General features: G+C 50.8%; 22 protein-coding genes. 19 read left to right on the top strand and 3 right to left on the bottom strand.

Going from position 1 to position 17,841, the window contains the following annotated elements:
- The first annotated feature begins 23 nt into the window (after window positions 1-23).
- The 4 genes from L9W92_RS01840 to larC all read left to right on the top strand — a co-directional run bounded on the left by L9W92_RS01840 (window position 24) and on the right by larC (window position 2,235).
- Window positions 24-308: a type II toxin-antitoxin system RelB/DinJ family antitoxin gene (locus L9W92_RS01840; protein WP_240082164.1), complete on the top strand. Its 285-nt coding sequence runs from the start codon at window positions 24-26 to the stop codon at window positions 306-308.
- Window positions 301-576: a type II toxin-antitoxin system YafQ family toxin gene (locus L9W92_RS01835; protein ID WP_240082061.1), complete on the top strand. Its 276-nt coding sequence runs from the start codon at window positions 301-303 to the stop codon at window positions 574-576. The genes L9W92_RS01840 and L9W92_RS01835 overlap by 8 nt, the downstream gene beginning before the upstream one ends.
- On the top strand, window positions 569-787 hold the full coding sequence (locus L9W92_RS01830) for a hypothetical protein (RefSeq protein ID WP_240082060.1): 219 nt from the start codon (window positions 569-571) through the stop codon (window positions 785-787). The genes L9W92_RS01835 and L9W92_RS01830 overlap by 8 nt, the downstream gene beginning before the upstream one ends.
- 248 nt (window positions 788-1,035) lie before the next feature.
- A complete protein-coding gene (larC, locus tag L9W92_RS01825; protein WP_240082059.1) occupies window positions 1,036-2,235 on the top strand; it encodes a nickel pincer cofactor biosynthesis protein LarC in 1,200 nt (399 codons plus the stop codon).
- Here the strand turns inward: larC and larE are convergent.
- A complete protein-coding gene (gene larE / locus L9W92_RS01820) occupies window positions 2,232-3,044 on the bottom strand; it encodes an ATP-dependent sacrificial sulfur transferase LarE (RefSeq protein WP_240082058.1) in 813 nt (270 codons plus the stop codon). The two genes, larC and larE, sit on opposite strands and share 4 nt — an antisense overlap.
- A gap of 301 nt (window positions 3,045-3,345) precedes the next feature.
- Here larE and cysK point away from each other — a divergent pair, with 301 nt between their 5' ends.
- From cysK to L9W92_RS01745, 15 genes are all read left to right on the top strand, one after another.
- Entirely contained in the window at window positions 3,346-4,278 is a 933-nt protein-coding gene (cysK, locus tag L9W92_RS01815; protein ID WP_240082057.1) for a cysteine synthase A, read from the top strand.
- 203 nt (window positions 4,279-4,481) lie between these two features.
- Window positions 4,482-5,762: an O-acetylhomoserine aminocarboxypropyltransferase/cysteine synthase family protein gene (locus L9W92_RS01810; RefSeq protein ID WP_240082056.1), complete on the top strand. Its 1,281-nt coding sequence runs from the start codon at window positions 4,482-4,484 to the stop codon at window positions 5,760-5,762.
- A gap of 102 nt (window positions 5,763-5,864) precedes the next feature.
- Entirely contained in the window at window positions 5,865-6,260 is a 396-nt protein-coding gene (nifU, locus tag L9W92_RS01805; RefSeq protein ID WP_240082055.1) for a Fe-S cluster assembly scaffold protein NifU, read from the top strand.
- A 106-nt stretch (window positions 6,261-6,366) separates the two neighbouring features.
- Window positions 6,367-7,134 carry a HesA/MoeB/ThiF family protein gene (locus tag L9W92_RS01800; RefSeq protein ID WP_240082054.1) on the top strand — a complete coding sequence of 256 codons (768 nt, stop codon included), beginning with the start codon at window positions 6,367-6,369 and terminating at the stop codon, window positions 7,132-7,134.
- 115 nt (window positions 7,135-7,249) lie between these two features.
- Window positions 7,250-7,633 (top strand): ArsR/SmtB family transcription factor, encoded by a 384-nt coding sequence (locus tag L9W92_RS01795; protein ID WP_240082053.1) that lies wholly within the window; start codon window positions 7,250-7,252, stop codon window positions 7,631-7,633.
- Between the two features lie 70 nt (window positions 7,634-7,703).
- Window positions 7,704-8,507 (top strand): undecaprenyl-diphosphate phosphatase, encoded by an 804-nt coding sequence (locus L9W92_RS01790; protein ID WP_240082052.1) that lies wholly within the window; start codon window positions 7,704-7,706, stop codon window positions 8,505-8,507.
- 62 nt (window positions 8,508-8,569) lie between these two features.
- Complete coding sequence (locus L9W92_RS01785; RefSeq protein ID WP_312038047.1) at window positions 8,570-9,610, top strand: permease; 1,041 nt, start codon at window positions 8,570-8,572, stop codon at window positions 9,608-9,610.
- Entirely contained in the window at window positions 9,604-10,476 is an 873-nt protein-coding gene (locus L9W92_RS01780; protein ID WP_240082050.1) for a TIGR03943 family putative permease subunit, read from the top strand. Before L9W92_RS01785 ends, L9W92_RS01780 begins: the two co-directional genes overlap by 7 nt.
- Window positions 10,477-10,591: 115 nt before the next feature.
- Entirely contained in the window at window positions 10,592-10,882 is a 291-nt protein-coding gene (locus L9W92_RS01775) for a DUF2325 domain-containing protein (protein WP_240082049.1), read from the top strand.
- A 16-nt stretch (window positions 10,883-10,898) separates the two neighbouring features.
- Window positions 10,899-12,095, top strand: a complete 1,197-nt coding sequence (locus L9W92_RS01770; RefSeq protein ID WP_240082048.1) for an HD-GYP domain-containing protein — start codon at window positions 10,899-10,901, stop codon at window positions 12,093-12,095.
- Between the two features lie 49 nt (window positions 12,096-12,144).
- A complete protein-coding gene (locus L9W92_RS01765; protein ID WP_240082047.1) occupies window positions 12,145-12,492 on the top strand; it encodes a diguanylate cyclase in 348 nt (115 codons plus the stop codon).
- A 271-nt stretch (window positions 12,493-12,763) separates the two neighbouring features.
- Window positions 12,764-12,994, top strand: coding sequence for a FeoA family protein (locus tag L9W92_RS01760; RefSeq protein WP_240082046.1), 231 nt, complete (start codon window positions 12,764-12,766; stop codon window positions 12,992-12,994).
- A 10-nt stretch (window positions 12,995-13,004) separates the two neighbouring features.
- Entirely contained in the window at window positions 13,005-13,244 is a 240-nt protein-coding gene (locus tag L9W92_RS01755) for a FeoA family protein (RefSeq protein WP_240082045.1), read from the top strand.
- 15 nt (window positions 13,245-13,259) lie between these two features.
- Entirely contained in the window at window positions 13,260-15,155 is a 1,896-nt protein-coding gene (gene feoB, locus L9W92_RS01750) for a ferrous iron transport protein B (protein WP_240082044.1), read from the top strand.
- Window positions 15,156-15,182: 27 nt separating this feature from the next.
- Window positions 15,183-15,362 carry a hypothetical protein gene (locus L9W92_RS01745; protein WP_240082043.1) on the top strand — a complete coding sequence of 60 codons (180 nt, stop codon included), beginning with the start codon at window positions 15,183-15,185 and terminating at the stop codon, window positions 15,360-15,362.
- An 82-nt stretch (window positions 15,363-15,444) separates the two neighbouring features.
- Here the strand turns inward: L9W92_RS01745 and L9W92_RS01740 are convergent, their stop codons facing one another.
- Both L9W92_RS01740 and L9W92_RS01735 read right to left on the bottom strand, forming a co-directional pair.
- A complete protein-coding gene (locus tag L9W92_RS01740) occupies window positions 15,445-17,361 on the bottom strand; it encodes a heavy metal translocating P-type ATPase (RefSeq protein WP_240082042.1) in 1,917 nt (638 codons plus the stop codon).
- 36 nt (window positions 17,362-17,397) lie between these two features.
- Complete coding sequence (locus tag L9W92_RS01735; protein ID WP_240082041.1) at window positions 17,398-17,823, bottom strand: MarR family winged helix-turn-helix transcriptional regulator; 426 nt, start codon at window positions 17,821-17,823, stop codon at window positions 17,398-17,400.
- Window positions 17,824-17,841: the final 18 nt, after the last annotated feature.

The raw sequence follows: 17,841 nt of genomic DNA, 5'->3' as shown, positions 1-17,841 counted from the left end.
ATATTAAAGCAAAGGAGATGATAATTGTGGCTGATACAACGAATATAAGCATTCGCCTGGACGTGGAGCTAAAAAAACAAGCGGAACAGCTCTTTTCCGAACTCGGCATGAACATGACGACGGCTTTCAATATTTTTCTGCGTCAGGCGGTTCGTCAGCAGCGCATCCCGTTTGACGTCGCTCTGGAGGTGCCCAACGCTGAGACAATCGCCGCTCTGGAGGAGGCCGAGCGCATCGGCCGCGACCCTTCGGTCAAAGGTTATACCGACGCCGCGCAAATGATGAAGGAGCTTTTGACTGATGTATGAGATAAAGCCAACCAGCCGTTTCATGCGTGATCTTAAGAGTATCCAGCGCAGAGGTTATGACCTTCGCCTGCTCACGGCGGTTATCCAAACGCTGGCTGCCGGGGAGCCTCTGGCGGAGAAACATAAGGATCACGCCCTGAGCGGCGTCTGGTCAAAGCACAGGGAATGCTACGTCACACCAGATTGGCTCTTGATCTACAAGCTGGAAAAGGACATTCTTATTCTGACTCTGACTCGTACCGGAACCCACAGCGATCTGTTTGGATAACCAGGTTTCACCCCGCCGTCGGCAGAAGACAAAACAGCGGCAGGAAAAGGCACAGGAGAGACAAATCCCCGTGCTTTTTACGCCCCTTTTTCTTCAAAAAATTTCTTTAAGAATCTTTATTTTGGTGGTAGTCGGTCTTTTATCTTTTACAATGAAGGTGGTGCTCTGCACCCTTATTTCCCTGTGCGCGGCTTGCCAGACTTTGGGATAATCCTGAAAGTATCGTCATATGGTACATCGACGGCAGTGGCAATGCAGTCTGCGTACCCAACGGGCGCTATGACCCGGCCACTTCCTGGGCGAAGGAGGCCATGACGCTGTCATTGGCTCTGCTGTCTAAATTCCATTGCGTAATACAATATGTGGTGAAGAAAAAGCATTTATGGTCCCGGCGTCAATAGTTTCGTAATGGAGTGCCGAAATACACAGGCATGATCAGAAAGCGAAGGGTGTGTTAACATGAAAGTGCTTTATTTTGATTGCTTTTCAGGGATAAGTGGCGATATGACTCTGGGAGCGCTGATTGATCTGGGAATTGATGTTGAGCTTTTTAAAGGCGAGTTGCATAAACTGAATCTTACCGGTTATGAAATTACGATTCAAAAAAAAGTAAAGCACGGTATTGCCGGAACGGATATCGAGATTAATGCAAGTAAAGACCATGCTCATAGTTCGCGTAATCTGCGGGATATAGAAATGCTGATCGACTCAAGCGGGCTGAACGAGCAGGTGAAGTGTTTCAGCAGGAAAGTTTTTCGGGAAATCGCTGGGGCTGAGGCAAAGGTGCATAACAAAAGTATTGATGAAGTTCATTTTCATGAAGTGGGCGCCGTCGATTCAATTGTGGACATTGTCGGCACGTCAATATGTCTGGACTTGCTTGGCGCGCAAAAAGTATTTTCATCCCCGCTGCATGAAGGACAGGGGTTTATCGAATGCCTGCATGGAATGCTTCCCGTGCCGGTGCCCGCTGTCATGGAAATGCTTGCCGGCGGCAGGATTCCCATTCCGGTCATTACCGAAAACATTAATACGGAACTTGTCACGCCTACCGGCATTGGCATTATTAAATGCCTTGCCTCTGGTTTTGGGAGCATGCCTGCGATGATTATCCAAAAAGTCGGTTATGGCATGGGCAAAAGAGAAACGGGCAGGCTTAACGCGATGAGGATTGTGCTGGGAACGCTTTTAGAAAATAATGGCGATAATAATGGTAATATGGAGGAAATTGTGGTCCTGGAAACCAATATGGATGATCTGAGTCCGGAAATTACCGGGTATATGATGGATCGCCTGCTCGCAAACGGGGCGCTTGATGTCTTTTATACTCCCGTCCATATGAAAAAGAACAGGCCGGCGGTAATGATGACCGTCTTAGCGGGAAAAGACAACGAACAAAAACTCGCTGATCTTATTTTAAAGGAAAGCTCAACCTTGGGCATCCGCAGAAGCGTGGTAACAAGGTATTGCATGAATAGGGAAATTAAAAATGTTAATACCGGATTAGGGACGGTAAGAGTAAAAGTCGCATCAAAAGGCGACACAAAGAAAATCGCGCCGGAGTACGAAGATTGTAAAGAAATAGCAATAAGAGCGGGACTGCCCCTTCAGGAAGTATACCGAATGGTAATGGAAAAATCAAGGGAACAGCTGGTTTAGGTTGTAATAACTTCATTGAGGCTGCCGGTGCGGTAGCCCTGGAGGTCAAGGGTGACATAAGTGTAGCCCAGTTCCTTGATGCCGGCTACAAGCCACCTGCGCCGGGCGTCGTCCAGCAGGAGGGAGAACTCTTCAGGCGGCGCCTCAATCCGGGCAATCCGGGCGTGATGGCGGAGCCGGCATTGAGTCAGGCCGAGGGAATGTAATAGCTTTTCTCCGGCGGCCACCCGGGCCAGATCTGCCACGGTAATCGGTGTCCCGTAGGGAAAGCGCGAGGACAGGCAGGCATTGGCGGGCCGGTTCCAGTTCGGCAGGGCGAAGGATTTGGCCAATTGACGGATTTCGTCTTTGGTAAAGCCGCATTCCCGCAGGGGACTGCGTATACCCAGTTCAATAAGCGCCTGCCGGCCCGGCCGGTAGTCGCCCTGGTCGGACTGATTGGAACCGTCTAATACTTCTTTAATTCCTTTGCTGTCCGCCGTTTGACGCAGCAGCCGGAAGCGATTGCCCTGGCAGTAGTAGCACCGGTTGGCGGGATTAGCCGCGAATTCAGGAATCGACAGGTCCGAAATAGGGATTACTTCATGAGTCGCCCCGCATATCCTGGCTATATGCGACGCAAGTTCTATTTCTTCCTGGGTGGAAGTCTCAGAATGGGTGGTTGCGGCCAGTACCCGGGCAGGGCCTAAGCAATCTACCGCCAGCTTCAACAGTACGGAGCTGTCCACGCCGCCGGATAAAGCTACCAGCACGCTCTCAAAACTCGAAATTAAGGAATTAACAGAGTTGATTTTATCAGCCAGGTTCAAGGTTTTCCCTCCCTCGCGCGGCGCGGTTCGCTCCTGAATGCGGATATTAGGTCCTCCGCCGGCGCCGCCTTAAGCGGTTATTGGATGTCTAATTGTTATCTTAGCTTAAGCGGCGGGTTAATGCAATTTAATATGGATAAAAATCACAATAGAATTTACAATAGACTTATTGACAATCGCTTATTACTGAAATAGAATTTGTTAAAGGATAGTAATTATATCGGATTTATTATTTTTATCTAGTTAGTAAAATAAACTGCTCAATTCTTATTAGTTCGTATCACGAAAAGGGGGAATTTTAATGTCCGGGATAGCCAATAGCCTGACAGAACTAATCGGAAATACGCCCTTGCTGCGTCTCCAGCGTCTATCGAAAGGCCTCATCGCCGATCTGGTGGTAAAACTGGAGTCTTTTAACCCGGGCGGCAGTGTCAAGGACCGTATCGGCTTTAATATGATACTCCGGGCGGAGGAACAAGGGTTGTTGAAACCCGGCTCGGTGATTATCGAGCCCACCAGCGGTAATACCGGCATTGGATTAGCTTTCGTCGCGGCCGTCCGCGGTTACCGGCTGATCCTGACCATGCCCGATACCATGAGCGTTGAGCGGCGGAGCCTGCTGAAGGCTTATGGCGCCGAGCTGGTGCTGACGCCCGGCCTGCAGGGGATGAGCGGGGCGGTGCGGAAGGCTGGGGAACTGGCGCAGGAAACCCCGAATTCCTTTTTCCCGCAGCAGTTTGAAAACCCGGCCAACCCGGAGATTCACCGGCTGGCCACGGCTGAGGAGATCTGGAAAGATACTGACGGCAAGGTGGACATGGTTATTGGCGGTGTGGGTACCGGCGGTACTATTACCGGGATCGCTCAGGCGCTGAAGCCACGGAAGCCCGGGTTGAAAATAGTGGCGGTGGAACCGGCCGATTCGCCTGTTTTATCAGGGGGGAAACCGGGGCCGCATAAGATTCAGGGACTTGGAGCAGGCTTCATTCCAGAAGTATTGGAACTGTCGCTGGTCGATGAAATTATCCAGGTAAGCAACCAGGACGCCTTTGAAACCGGGCGCCGGCTGGCCCGGGAGGAGGGAATCCTGGCCGGCATTTCCTCCGGAGCGGCGGTGTATGCTGCTCTGGAGGTGGCGCGGCGGGGGGAAAATAACGGAAAGTTAATCGTGGCCATCCTGCCCGACACCGGGGAGAGGTACCTGAGCACGCCGTTGTTCCAGGAAGAACTCTAGAAGGCAGATAATTATTCAGAAGTCAGGAGCCAGGAGTCAGTAGGCGGAATTCAGAGTATTTCAAGACGATAAGACATCCTCTCATTCTGACCTGAAAATAATCGTTACCATTTTCATCCATGTGATGGTGAAGCGAGGCTTCATGGGAGTCTGACTCTTGAGCAACTGCTATAAATTATGCGGACAAAAGAGGAGATTGTTTCATGACTAATAAGAGCAGAGGTTTTGAAACCCTGGCTGTTCACGCCGGGCAGCAGGCGGACCCGGCCACCGGTGCGCGGGCCGTGCCTATTTACCAAACAACCTCATATGTGTTTGATGATGCGGAACACGCGGCGCGCTTGTTTGCTTTGCAGGAAAGCGGGAATATCTATACCCGGATGATGAATCCCACTACCGACGTGCTGGAGCAGCGGGTGGCCGCCCTGGAAAACGGGCTGGCCGCCCTGGCCACCGCCTCGGGACAGGCGGCTGAACTGCTGGCTGTCGTCAACCTGGCCGGAGCGGGTGACGAAATAGTTTCCGCGAACAGTTTGTATGGCGGTACTTACAACTTGTTCAACGCCACGCTGAGGCGTCTGGGAATTGACGTCAAATTTGTTGATCCTGCCGATCCGGATAACTTTAGGCGGGCTATTACTCCCGGGACGAGGGCGCTTTTCGCCGAGTCAAGCGGCAACCCAAAACTGGATGTAATTGATTTTCACGCGGTGGCCGGTATCGCTCACGCGGCCGGAGTCCCGTTTATCGTGGACAATACGGTGCCGACACCTTACCTCTGCCGCCCGCTGGAGCACGGAGCGGATATCGTGGTTCACTCCGCCACCAAGTTTATAGGGGGGCATGGCACATCCATCGGGGGCATTATCGTAGACGGAGGAAAATTCGCGTGGGCCAACGGCAATTTTCCGCAGTTCACTGAACCGGACCCGACCTATCATGGTGTGGTTTACAGTGAGGAATTCGGCCCCGCCGCGTTTATTGCCAAAGCCCGGGTGCAGCTGCTGCGCGACCTGGGCCCATGCCTGAGCCCTTTTAACGCTTTTTTGCTGCTCCAGGGGGTGGAAACATTGCCGCTGCGCATGGAGCGCCACTGCCGGAATGCTTTGCAGGTGGCAAAGTTCCTGGAACAGCATCCGAAGGTGACTTGGGTGAATTATCCCGGCCTGCCCGGCCACCCGTCCCACGCGTTGGCCCGGCGGTACTACCGCAACGGTTTTGGCGCTCTGTTAACCTTCGGGATAAAAGGAGGAAGTGAGCAAGCCCGGAGTTTTATTGATGCGCTGGAGATATTCTCGCTGTTGGCCAACATCGGAGACGCCAAATCTTTAGTGATTCATCCGGCTTCAACCACTCACCAGCAGCTGTCTGCGGAGGAGCGGCTCGCCACCGGGGTGACTGAAGACCTGATCCGCCTTTCTGTCGGGCTGGAATCTATTGACGATTTGTTGGAGGATCTCGATCAGGCGTTAAATAAAGCATAAGGAGACAAGAGTCAGAATAAGATAAGGGAATGGTTTATCGTCTGGAGATATTCTGAATTCTGCCTCCTGATTCCTGAATACTTAAAAACAGGGGATGATCGCATGTATAGCGAAAAGGTTATGGAGCACTTCAGCAATCCCAGGAATGTTGGGGAAATACCTGACGCCTGTGGCACGGGAGAAGTGGGCAATCCCGTCTGCGGCGACATTATGAAGATTGACATTAAGGTTGAAAACAATATTATTACTGATATCAAGTTTAAGACTTTTGGCTGCGGGGCGGCTATCGCGACAAGCAGTATGGTCACGGAAATGGCTAAGGGAAAAACTATCGAAGAAGCCCTGAAAATCACTAAACAAGCTGTGGCTGACGAGCTTGACGGGCTTCCCCCGCAGAAGATGCACTGTTCCAACCTCGCGGCGGACGCCCTGCACAAGGCCATTGAAGACTATAAAAACAGCCAGGGCAAGTTGGCTGCCAATCCCAATAACTTATAAAAGTTAGAGAAGGTGTCAGGTTTGAAATTCGCCATGCGGGGTGATACGCCTGTCGCAGGCACTGCATTTTAACTAAAGTAGTTGCGGAAGTAGGGGTTTTAAAAGGATGGCATGCTTGGACTTTACAGAAGAGCAAATCACTAGATACAGCAGACAAATTGTCCTTCCCGAGGTAGGCGGCACAGGTCAGAAAAAAATTAACGACGGCAAAGTGCTGATTGCCGGAGCGGGCGGCTTGGGCTCTCCGGCGGCGTTTTACCTGGCGGCCGCCGGCGTCGGAACAATAGGTATAATCGATTGCGATGTAGTTGACATAAGTAATTTGCAAAGGCAAATCCTGCATACCACCAAAGACATCGGCAGGCCTAAAGTTGATTCGGCCAAAGAAAAACTGGCTGCCCTGAATCCTGATTGCCACGTTGTCTCCCATTGGGAGAAGCTGACGGCTCAAAATATAGATGGAATTATCCGTGATTATGATGTAATAGTTGACGGGGTGGATAACTTCCCAACCCGTTATATGGTCAACGATGCCTGCGTCATGGCCGGGAAAGTTTTCGTGCACGGGGGTGTCCTCGGCTTTAGCGGCCAAATCTTTACTATTGTGCCCGGCAAAGGACCCTGTTTGCGCTGTGTGTTGCGTGAGCCGCCGCCGCCCGGCTCAGTGCCGTCCTGCTCAGAGGCCGGCGTGCTGGGGGTTCTTGCGGGGGCAATCGGCGTCATCCAGGCAACTGAGGTTTTGAAATACCTGCTGGGTAAGGGGGATTTACTTGTGGGCCGCTTGCTTGCTTATGACGCCCTGGATATGAGATTTACAGAGGTTCGGGTCAAGCAGGACCCCGACTGCCCTGTTTGCGGGGCGGCCCTGCCATAACCGGACTGGAGGATTTATGAGCCGCTCTACGATATAAACAAGATGAGCTGAAGGGTGATAATATAATATTATAGTCAAAAGATCATTTTACTATTTGATTATGAGGTGAGGGAAAATGCTGCAAAATTCGTTGGAAGATAAACTGGCGCATGATGTCCCGGTATGCCTGGTTAATTGCATTAATCAGGAGATCGTAAACCGGCTGAAGCCCCAGGTGGACCGGATTGATGGTGTTGCCGCTGCTTTTAAGGCGTTGGCTGATGACACCCGGGTAAAGGTTATATTTGCTCTCAGCAAAGCCGAGCTTTGCGTTTGTGATGTGGCAGCCCTGCTCAACAGCAGTAAGGCGACCGCTTCTTACCATCTCCGGCTGCTGCACCACCTGGGGATCGCCAAGTACCGGAAGGATGGCAAAATGGTCTGCTACCGGTTGGCGAACACTAATATTGGGAATCTGATGAGGGAAATTTTGAGTTACCTGGAAAGAGGTGTGAATTAAAGATTCGTCTGTTGCGGATTGATTCTTTTGGCTTACTCGTTAACTGTGAATAAAACTTATGGAGGCGCTGATGGATAGTTTTTTTAATGCGATCATATTGGGAATAGTCGAAGGGATAACGGAATTTTTGCCTATATCTTCAACCGGCCATTTGATTTTGGTGAACAACTTAGTCGGTTTTACAGGCGTTTTTGCGAACATGTTTGACGTGGTAATACAATTGGGGGCCATTCTTTCGGTGGTGGTATATTTTTGGCGCAGACTCTTCCCTTTCGGCGGCAGTAAAACAATTGCAGAGAAAAGAGAGGTCTGGGGTTTGTGGCAAAAGACTGTTGTCGGGGTTGCGCCTGCCTTGCTGATCGGGAGTATTTTGGGGAAGCATGTGGAGGAACTGCTTTTCAACCCTTTAACCGTAGCGCTGGCTCTTGTGATCGGCGGCGTTGTTTTAATCATTATTGAGAAACGCAATAGAATAAGTTCTATTGATTCCATGGCCTGTTTGGATTACAAAACAGCGTTCATGATCGGCCTGATTCAGTGCCTGGCAATGATTCCCGGCACATCGAGATCCGCGGCGACCATTATTGGAGCGATGCTGTTAGGAGCATCGAGAACTGTTGCCGCGGAGTTTTCCTTCTTCCTGGCGATTCCGACCATGATGGCTGCTTCCGCCTATTCTTTACTAAATACAGGTACAATGTTGAGTTATACCGAATGGCAGATCCTCGCCGTCGGATTTATTGTTTCCTTTTTAGTCGCATGGGCGGTAATCGCAGCCTTTATGAAATATATTCAGAAAAATAATTTCATACCGTTTGGTTATTACCGGATAATTATCGGTATTGCCGTGCTGTATTTCAGCGTGGTAAAGTAATATAAGTAATATTGAGTTGCAAATAAGAATATATATTGTTTATAAGGCAAGTCCGATAAAAGATGATGGTTATAAATATGAAAAAAAAAGCGATTACCCTGTTATTTCTGTTATTGTCCGCTTATATAGCCTGGCACCTGTTAAAATTTTTGCCAAATATAACCTGGTCTGATTTTTTAAATTTTAAGACGGTTTTCTTGAGCATTATCATTGAGGCGCTGCCGTTCCTGCTCATCGGTGTTCTTGTGTCGGCCCTCCTGCAAAATTTCTTTTCCGAGGAAACCATCCGTAAATTCCTGCCCGGGAACAGAATTCTCAATATACTCCTGGCCGGCTTTCTGGGAATAGTCTTTCCCGTTTGCGAATGCGGGATTGTGCCTGTCGCCCGCGGGCTGGTAAGCAAGGGAGTTCCTCTCTACAGCGCCATAACCTTTATGCTGGCCGCGCCTATTATCAATCCGGTTGTTGCCTCGTCAACCGCAGTCGCCTTCGGCGCTAACCCTGAAATGGTTTGGTTTAGATTGGGACTGGCCTTCTTCGTTTCGTTCGCGGCCGGGTATCTTCTAAGCTTTTGGTTTGACGGAAGAGAGGTAAAGTGGGGCGCCGCGCAAGATGACTTCGGATGCGGCTGCGGGCATGCCCATTATGACCATCATCACCATTTGCCGTCAGCTTTTACAGCTAAAATATTTTATACCCTTCATAGCGCGAGTGATGAGTTTTTTGATATGGGCAAGTATTTGATCATAGGATCCGCCTTGGCGGCGCTTGCTCAAACCTTTGTGCCGCGCGACATTATATTGAATGTGGGACATCATTCCCTGGCATCGATAGCTTCCATGATGACCTTCGCCTTCGGGATTTCTGTTTGCTCGTCGGCAGACGCTTTTATCGCCGCGTCATTCGCCGGTAATTTCACTGCCGGCTCGCTGCTCGCGTTTATGGTCTTCGGCCCGATGATTGACATAAAAAATATTTTAATGATGCTCAACGCTTTTCAGGCTCGCTTTGTGGCTGTGCTGATAATAATCGTCAGCCTTTTGGTTGCCGTCAGCACTTATTTAATCAATTTTGCGGCGGTAGGGGGGGCAAGTGATTGCTGAGGCATTTCTCGCTTAACGCGGAAGCTCTTTATAAATCTTTAATTCTTCTTGGATTTAGCGCGTTTCTTTTTTTGCTGGTAAAAAGCAATAATATTATTTATTATATCAACCCCCGTTTCGTAAAGCTTACCGAGGCGGCAGCGGTTTTGATCTTGCTCATGTTTTTGGCGCAGGCCGGCAGCTCCTTGCGGCGGACGTCCGGCGCCCATAGCTGTCGCCGTTATGGCCATGGCATTAATAAATTGACTTTTCTCCCGTTTGTTATCACCCTTTTGATGGCGTTTCTGCTGCCAAACAATGCTCTTGATCCCAGCATGGCCGACAATAAGGGAATGAACCTCGGCGCGCGGCCGGCGCCCTCCGGCCGATACAGCCCGACTCCTGCCGTTCAGGAAAATGCGCCAAACGCGCAGACCGACAACAGCAACGCAAACAATCAGGGATACGCCGCACAGGCGCAAAGCCTTGTGCGATCGAAAATTGATGAACTGCAAAAGGCCGGCCTTATTAAAGTGACCGAAGATAATTTTACTTTGGTAACCAATGAAGTAAACATATATCCCGAGCAGTATGTCGGCAAGGAAATAACCATGCTCGGTTTTGTATTAAAAGAAAAGAAGTTTTCAGCCGAACAATTCGGACTGGCCCGTTATGTAATAACATGCTGCTCCGCTGACGCCATGCCGGATGGTTTTATCTGTGAATATAAAAATGCTGCACACTTTAAGGAAGGCGATTGGCTGAATATCCGGGGAACCATTCAATTGGGAAAATACGAAGGCAATACCGTCCCCATAATTAAGGTTGCTGCTTTCAGCAAGGTGCCGGCGCCTCAAAACCCTTATATTTACCCGGTTTACTATTAATTGCCGCCCCTGCTGCAGACTGCCGCGATTAATTTATATTTCCTTGAATTAGTATTGACAAGCTATCAAACCTCCTATATGATAATGATAACCATTATCATATAGGAGGTTTGATATGTCCATTCTAGTAATCGGCGCGGATCATTTGGGAGACATCGCTGTCAATTTAAAGAATTTGGGCTGTCATTCCCTGACGCATTTAAAAGGCCGTAAAAATATTAACAAGCGAAAATTGAAAATCCCCGAAGGAACAGACCTGGTTTTAGTAATGACCGATTATGTTGACCACAATATTGCCCGTTGTATCAGGAGCACGGCCAAGAACTTATCCGTTCCGGTGATATTTTCCAAGCGGTCCTGGACTTACCTGTCACAAAAATTGAATATGGTTGAAAAATTATCATAAACATGGGGTGAAAAAAATGTCTTTGATGTTTCGTGGTTATCACCCAAAAAAAAGATTGGCGGACGCCAATTTGAATGTTATAAAACTGAAACGTCAAAACGAAGCCCTTTTTTCTTTAAACAGAATGCTTCAAAAAAGGGTCAGGGAACTTAGTTTTTTACACGAGGTGCTTACCGGCTTAATCTATAATTACAACCTGGAAGGCACCATAGAAGCCATTCTTGACATGGCTATTAAAATAACTGACAGCGAAGCGGGCTATGTCTTGCTGGAGTCCGGGAAGTGCGGCAGTCTCCAGATAATCTCGGCCCGGGGAGAGGCTGATTCCGCTCTGCGGGAATACTTGCAAAACAATACGGCTATTTTTCAAATGTGCGCTTCTGCACCGGCAGTGGTGTTAACTCATGGTGATGCCGCGTTTAAACCTTTACAGGACAGGGATTCCCTGTTGCGCTCTTTGATGGCGGTTCCATTAGTGGTGGAAAGCCGGGCTATCGGCATTCTTTTGCTGATGCACCGGCACCGTGGCCGGGATGATCACCGGATTGAGTACACCAGAAATCAACGTTTCACGGTCATGGCCTTTGCCGGGCAGGCTGCGTTGATATTGGACAATACCCGGCTGAAGATTGAATACGGACGGCGGGACTTGTATTTAAAAACCATCACAGCCCTGACCGCGGCAATTGACGCCAAGGATGCCTATACGCGCAACCATTCGCGCAATGTGGCCAGGTATGCCGTGGCCCTGGGGAAGGGATTGGGACTTTCGGCTGAAGAACTGCTGAATATACATTATGGCGCCATTTTGCACGACATAGGTAAAATAGGTGTTCCGGAGGTTATCTTAAACAAACCGGGCCGCCTCGCCCCGGAGGAATTTCAGACCATCAGGGCGCATCCCGCCATCGGCGCCGGTATTCTGGCCCCCATAGATTTTCTCGGAGAGGCGCTGAACATTGTTCGTTACCATCACGAACGTTACGACGGCAACGGCTATCCTGCCGGTTTAAAGGGGGAGTCCATACCTTACGCCGCCCGCATTGTGGGGATTGCCGACGCATGGGATGCCATGACGTCCCATCGCGCTTACCGCCGGGCACTTTCCCCGGAAACCGCCATCCTGGAAATACGGCAAGGTACCGGCGGACAATTCGATCCGGTAATGGCAAATATTTTTATAAAAATTATTAACAAGGAGAGAAGTGGATAATAGTAAGCCGACGTCCGTTCATAAAAATTAATGGGAAAGGTGATGCAGGATGCTTCAAAGCGAAGCGGTGCAGGCACGGCGAAAAAGCAAGCGTTTTTCCCTGGTCCTGATAGACATAGAGCTTTTGCAGCCGTTCCATAATCCTTGGGGAAGACAGGCGAGAGAGCATGTCCAGGGGATAGTGGCCAAAGTGATCAAACGTGTCTTGCTGGAAGGAGATAACGTAGTTCGTTACAGAGGTGAAGGATGCTTAATTTTTTTGCCTAATGCAGGCAGTCTGACCGCTCTCCTGGTGGCGGATAGATTAACGGAATTATTGAAAAATCTTGAAAGCGCGCTTTCCCGCGCCAAGTCCGAAGGGCGAAACCAGGTGCATTGCGTGAGCGTGCGGCTATAAGATATGCAAATTAAATTTTGCAGGCAGCTAAAAAGAAAAAATTAATATGATGGTTGACTTTATTTGAAACAGGAACTAAAATGAAATTGATAATGATTCTCGTTTTATAACTGTTTAGTGATAATAACTATCGTTATCATTCCTCGTTCCGGAGAATATTGGTTTGCTTATAAAATTTACGGGGGCGGTTGTGTTTTAATTGATTATGATTATCTTTATCATGATTAGTGGAGAGTGGTGCCTGGTGCTTGGCTTATAGGAGGAGGTGAGCATGTTCATGAGATTAAATAATGTGTTAAAAGGCGAGAGGGTGTATTTGCACAGCATTGATGATTATCCGGATGGGAGAAAGCGGCTGGAGGAACTGGGCTTTACCCCCGGCGCCTCGCTCGTTGTCTGTGACAGCAGGCGCAAGGGGCCGATGGTGGTCAGGATCCGCGGCGGGAAATACATGCTTGGAGAGGAAGTAGCGGAAAAAATAGTGGTACGGTGTGAATTATAGGGGGAAGGAAATGATTACGTTAAAAGAAGTCAAACCGGGCCAAACTGTCTTGGTGGACGATGTAAAGGTGACCGGCCAGGCCAGATTGCGGTTCATGGCCATGGGAGTCATCAAGGGAGCGCAAATCAAAGTGAAAAAAGTGGCGCCGCTGGGTGATCCCATTGAGGTGCAAGTAAAATCTTATAATCTTTCATTCCGCAGGTCCGAAGCGGAACAAATAGTGGTTGTGCCAATAAGTGCGCCAATGTAAGGGGGTTTATTTAAAATGTCAGTTATTACCGTAGCCCTGGCTGGTAATCCGAACACAGGCAAATCTACTATTTTCAATGCCTTAACGGGAGCCAGACAACACATCGGCAACTGGCCGGGGGTGACCGTGGAAAAAAAGGTCGGCAAGGTCAGTAAGGGCGGCAGGCAGATTAATATCATCGATCTGCCGGGGACATACAGCCTGAACGAATACTCCCTGGAAGAAAAGATCGTCAATGATTACCTTTTAAGAGAAAAGCCCGATCTTGTTATAAATATTGTCGATGCTTCCAACATTGAGCGCAATTTATACCTGACGCTGCAGTTGTTGGAAAAAAATGTTCCCACGGTTGTTAATTTAAACATGATGGATGAAGCCAAAATTAAAGGATATGAAGTCAATATTGAAACGCTGGGGGAATACCTGGGCGTGCCGGTAATTTCCACGGTAGCGACCAGTAAAAAGGGTATCAGTCAATTGACTGACTTGCTGGACGCTGCCAGTGAAGCAGCTTCCACTAAAACAGGCAGCCGCCTTTGGGCTGAGTACCTGGAGGAACTGGCGCGTCTGAAGAAATCTCATAAGGACGGCGACCCCGAAGGAGAAGAGATTATTGAGGCCCGCTATCATTACATTAATAAGATGCTGGATAAAGCGTTGGTAAAGGACGAGGAGAAAGTAACCTTTAGCGAGCGGCTGGATGAGATAATAACCCATCGCGTTTTGGGTATACCCATTTTCCTCGGGATCATGTATCTTATGTTTCAGCTCACCTTTGCCTGGGTGGGCCAGCCGGTTTCCGACTGGCTGGACGGGTTTGTCAACGGCCCGCTGGCGGAGACTGCGGACGGGGCGCTGGCGGCTGTAGGGGCTGCTAAATGGCTGCATTCCCTAGTGATCGACGGGATTATCGGCGGCGTGGGCAGTGTCATTGTGTTTGTGCCGCTGATTTTTACGCTGTTTCTGTTGATTAGTATTCTGGACGGCACGGGCTACATGGCCAGGGTGGCTTTTATCATGGACCGGGCCATGCGCCGGATCGGCCTGTCAGGTAAGGCTTTTCTCCCGATGCTGATTGGATTCGGCTGCAACGTGCCTGCCGTAATGGGGTGCCGGGCGCTGGATTCGGAAAAAGACAGGCGGATTGCCATCATGATTGCCCCCTTTATGTCCTGCGGGGCCAGGCTTCCGGTATACGCTCTCTTTGCCGCCATCTTTTTCCCCGGCAGTGAAAGTGTCGTGACCCTGTCCCTTTATCTTCTGGGCATTTTTATCGCTATTATCATGGCTCTTGTTTTCAAAAACACTTTATTTAAAGGGGCTGCCGAGCCCTTCCTGATGGAAATGCCGCCTTACCGCATACCGACCCTGCAAACGGTCCTGCTGCAAACGTGGGAAAAGGGGAAGGGTTTTCTGGTCAGGGCGGGGACCATTATTTTCAGCATGTCGGTGATCATCTGGCTTTTGAGCAGTTATAATTTCAGCGGGGCGGCGGAAGAAATAAACGAAAGCCTGCTGGCCGCCATCGGCGGGATCATCGCGCCTATCTTTGCCTTGCATGGTTTTGGCTCCTGGGAAACCGGGGTTGCCGTGCTCACCGGTATTTTGGCCAAGGAAGCCGTGGTGTCAACCCTTGGTGTCGTTTACGGCGTCGCCGAACTGGCCGAAGAGGCCGTGGAGGCGGCAACGCAACTGCAGGCTTCCATCGGCGCGGTGTTTACCGGCCTCTCAGCTTACGCATTCCTGGTCTTTACCTTGCTGTATACCCCTTGCATGGCTGTAATCGGCACCTTTAAAAAGGAACTGGGTTCATGGAAATGGACGCTTTTTTCCGCGCTGTATCCCTTTGTGCTGGCCTGGTTGATCTCCTTGCTGGTATACCGGGGCGGGTTGCTGCTGGGTCTTGGTTAAACAGGACGGTCTGGAAAGGAGGAGAAAATGGAAACTTTAATCACTGCAATTCTGGTCGCCGGGATTGGCTATCTGACCATTCAGGGAATTCGTAGGGCGATGAAAGGGAGCGGTTGCTGCGGATCCGAACCGGCGGGCGGGTGTTCATGCGGTTGCAGTCCCGGTGTCCGCCGGGAACAGCCTGGACCGGAGAGGACAAAAAAATAGCGGGAAAGGAGTTCCCGCATCACTATCAAAGTGGTGCGGGATTACTATTTACAGCATCTACTTAAGCATATCCTTTATTATGTCATCCTGCGGAGGTATATGACTCTGCTGAAAGCGGTGCGGCGCTGCTTGCTGCCAACGGTGCAAATCGTTTGCGGATTAGCCGGGCGGAGTTGAGGACAACCAGCACCGAACCGATATTATGAGCCAGGGCGCCGGTGACCGGGTTTAACCAGCCCAGAGCCGACAGAATAATGGCCAGGAGGTTGAAGAAAATTGCGAATAAAATGTTGAAGTTAATGGTCTTAAGCGTTGACCTCCCTAAGCGCAGGGCAAAGGGAATTTTGGTCAGGTCGTCGGTCATGAGGGCGATGTCCGCTGAATCCACGGCCACGGCGGTGCCCATGGCGCCCATGGCGATGCCGATATCCGCGGCTGCCAGGGATGGGGCGTCGTTGATGCCGTCGCCCACCATCGCGACCTTATAACCCTGCTCCTGCAGCGCCTTGATGCGCTGTAATTTTTGTTCCGGCAGCAAGCCGGACTCGTAATCCTGGATGCCGCTGGCTTTTGCCAGATGAGCTGCCACTGACTCCCTGTCACCGGTGAGCAGGAGAGTCTTAATCACTCCCAGCCGGTGCAATTCAGGCACTACCGTCTCCCCGACCCCGGCGCGGATTTGGTCGGTTATGTACAGCCAGCCGGCAACCCGGTCATCTGCCTTGACCACCAGCCGGGTTTTTGCGCCGTCCGTCATCACCTGCGGCGGTCTCTCCGCCGCTTCAGAGGCGGTGCCCACAAACACTTTTTGGCCCTCCACCGTGGCGCCTATTCCCGCGCCGGGGATCTGGCGGAAGTCCGCCGGCTCGGCAGGACAAGAACCACAGGTTAAAGCGGCCTCCAGGATGGCCCGGGCGAGGGGATGTTCAGAGTATTTTTCCGCCGAAGCGGCCAGCCAGAGCACATGTTCCGGTGAAAGCCCTCCGGCCGGGACGACATCCGTCAGCACCGGCTTGCCGGTGGTCAGGGTGCCGGTTTTATCAAAGGCCACGGCATTGATCCGGCCCAGTTCTTCCAAAAAAGCCCCGCTTTTGATCATGACCCCGTTCCTGGCGGCATTTCCCAGAGAAGCGGTGACGGCTGTCGGGGCGGCCAGGATGAATGCGCAGGGGCAGCCCACGATGAGGACGGTTATGGCCCGGTGGCTGTCGCCGGTAAACAGGTATACCGCAATACTTATTGCGACTATCAGCGGGGTAAAGTAACGGGCATACTTGTCAGCCACCCGCAAAACAGGCGCGCGCATGCTTTCCGCTTCCTGCACCAGATGGATCAGCTTGCCCAGGGTGGTTTCCTCTCCCACCTGTTTTACTCTGACCACCAGCATGCCGGAATAGCTGGCGGTACCGGCAAAGACGCTATCACCGGCAGTTTTGTCCACGGGCAGTGATTCCCCCGTCAGGGAAGCCTGGTTCACCGCCGCCGCGCCCCGGACAACCTTCCCGTCCACCGGGATGGTTTCCCCGGGGCGAATGACGATCTCATCGCCCGGTTGGATTTCTTCAAGCGGCAGGCTGCTTTCAATTCCCTCACGGAGAACGGTGGCTGTTTGGGGTTTGAGGCGCACCAAGGTTTGAATGGCGTTTCGCGCTTGCTGGGAAGTATACTTCTCCAGCAGTGAACCAAGGACCATGATAAAGGCCACCACTGCGGCGGATAAGTATTCCCCGATCATTACCGACGCCACCATGGCCAGACTGACCAACTCGTCCACATTCAGCTCTCTTGCCCACAAGCCCGTTGCGGCTCCCCAGATAATCGGCCCTCCCAGGACGGCCAGGGCCGCCAGGGCCAGAAGAGCGGGGAGGATGGGTTCAGGACTTGACTTTTCAAGAATAAAGCTGGCCGCGATGAGCAAAGCGCCTGCAAAGGTCAGGTAAAATTCTCTCAGGTTGAGGAGCTCACGAAATTGACGTGGGGCGGCAAAACGTCCGATCATGTTTATTCATCTCCCTATATACTGGATTTCGCTTCATTAAAATATTTCAGAGTTTATTTTTTTTAAGATGGTGAGGAGTCGATTGCTCTCTTCTTCTGAAAGCGCGGAAATCATTTGCTCCGTAAGGGTCAGGTGGAATTTGTTATGTTCGTCAAAGGCCCGGCAGCCCTTCTCCGTCAGGCTGATGAGGTTAACCCGCCGGTCTTCCCTGATGGATTCCCGTCTAGCATAGTCCTTTTTTTCCAAACGATCCACGGTGACCGTGGTGGTGCCGGTGGTTACCCCCAGTTTCTGAGCCATGCTCTTCATGTTCATCCGGCCGAACTGCCCCAATACTTCAAGGGCATGGGCCTCGGAGACGGATAAGTCGCTGTTGCGGACGACGGAGCTTTCCCAGGAAGAGAGTCCGTTGAAAAAATGCAGCAATTCATGGCTTAACTCGTTAATCAGCCTGTCGCTCATGGGTACCTCCCCTATATA

Origin of the sequence: Pelotomaculum terephthalicicum JT, from assembly GCF_022410535.1 — a bacterium.
Lineage (GTDB): Bacteria > Bacillota > Desulfotomaculia > Desulfotomaculales > Pelotomaculaceae > Pelotomaculum_D > Pelotomaculum_D terephthalicicum.
The sequence above is the reverse complement of the archived record's forward strand: the minus strand, read 5'-3'. Positions and strand labels throughout refer to the sequence as shown.

Coding starts and splice junctions, on each gene's coding strand:
- L9W92_RS01740 (WP_240082042.1), bottom strand. CDS start 17,361: ATGATCGGACGTTTTGCCGCCCCACGTCAATTTCGTGAGCTCCTCAAC.
- L9W92_RS01810 (WP_240082056.1), top strand. CDS start 4,482: ATGACTAATAAGAGCAGAGGTTTTGAAACCCTGGCTGTTCACGCCGGG.
- L9W92_RS01835 (WP_240082061.1), top strand. CDS start 301: ATGTATGAGATAAAGCCAACCAGCCGTTTCATGCGTGATCTTAAGAGT.
- L9W92_RS01785 (WP_312038047.1), top strand. CDS start 8,570: ATGATGGTTATAAATATGAAAAAAAAAGCGATTACCCTGTTATTTCTG.
- L9W92_RS01755 (WP_240082045.1), top strand. CDS start 13,005: ATGATTACGTTAAAAGAAGTCAAACCGGGCCAAACTGTCTTGGTGGAC.
- L9W92_RS01745 (WP_240082043.1), top strand. CDS start 15,183: ATGGAAACTTTAATCACTGCAATTCTGGTCGCCGGGATTGGCTATCTG.
- L9W92_RS01770 (WP_240082048.1), top strand. CDS start 10,899: ATGTCTTTGATGTTTCGTGGTTATCACCCAAAAAAAAGATTGGCGGAC.
- nifU (WP_240082055.1), top strand. CDS start 5,865: ATGTATAGCGAAAAGGTTATGGAGCACTTCAGCAATCCCAGGAATGTT.
- L9W92_RS01765 (WP_240082047.1), top strand. CDS start 12,145: ATGCTTCAAAGCGAAGCGGTGCAGGCACGGCGAAAAAGCAAGCGTTTT.
- larC (WP_240082059.1), top strand. CDS start 1,036: ATGAAAGTGCTTTATTTTGATTGCTTTTCAGGGATAAGTGGCGATATG.
- L9W92_RS01790 (WP_240082052.1), top strand. CDS start 7,704: ATGGATAGTTTTTTTAATGCGATCATATTGGGAATAGTCGAAGGGATA.
- L9W92_RS01775 (WP_240082049.1), top strand. CDS start 10,592: ATGTCCATTCTAGTAATCGGCGCGGATCATTTGGGAGACATCGCTGTC.
- L9W92_RS01800 (WP_240082054.1), top strand. CDS start 6,367: ATGGCATGCTTGGACTTTACAGAAGAGCAAATCACTAGATACAGCAGA.
- L9W92_RS01735 (WP_240082041.1), bottom strand. CDS start 17,823: ATGAGCGACAGGCTGATTAACGAGTTAAGCCATGAATTGCTGCATTTT.
- cysK (WP_240082057.1), top strand. CDS start 3,346: ATGTCCGGGATAGCCAATAGCCTGACAGAACTAATCGGAAATACGCCC.
- L9W92_RS01795 (WP_240082053.1), top strand. CDS start 7,250: ATGCTGCAAAATTCGTTGGAAGATAAACTGGCGCATGATGTCCCGGTA.
- L9W92_RS01760 (WP_240082046.1), top strand. CDS start 12,764: ATGTTCATGAGATTAAATAATGTGTTAAAAGGCGAGAGGGTGTATTTG.
- feoB (WP_240082044.1), top strand. CDS start 13,260: ATGTCAGTTATTACCGTAGCCCTGGCTGGTAATCCGAACACAGGCAAA.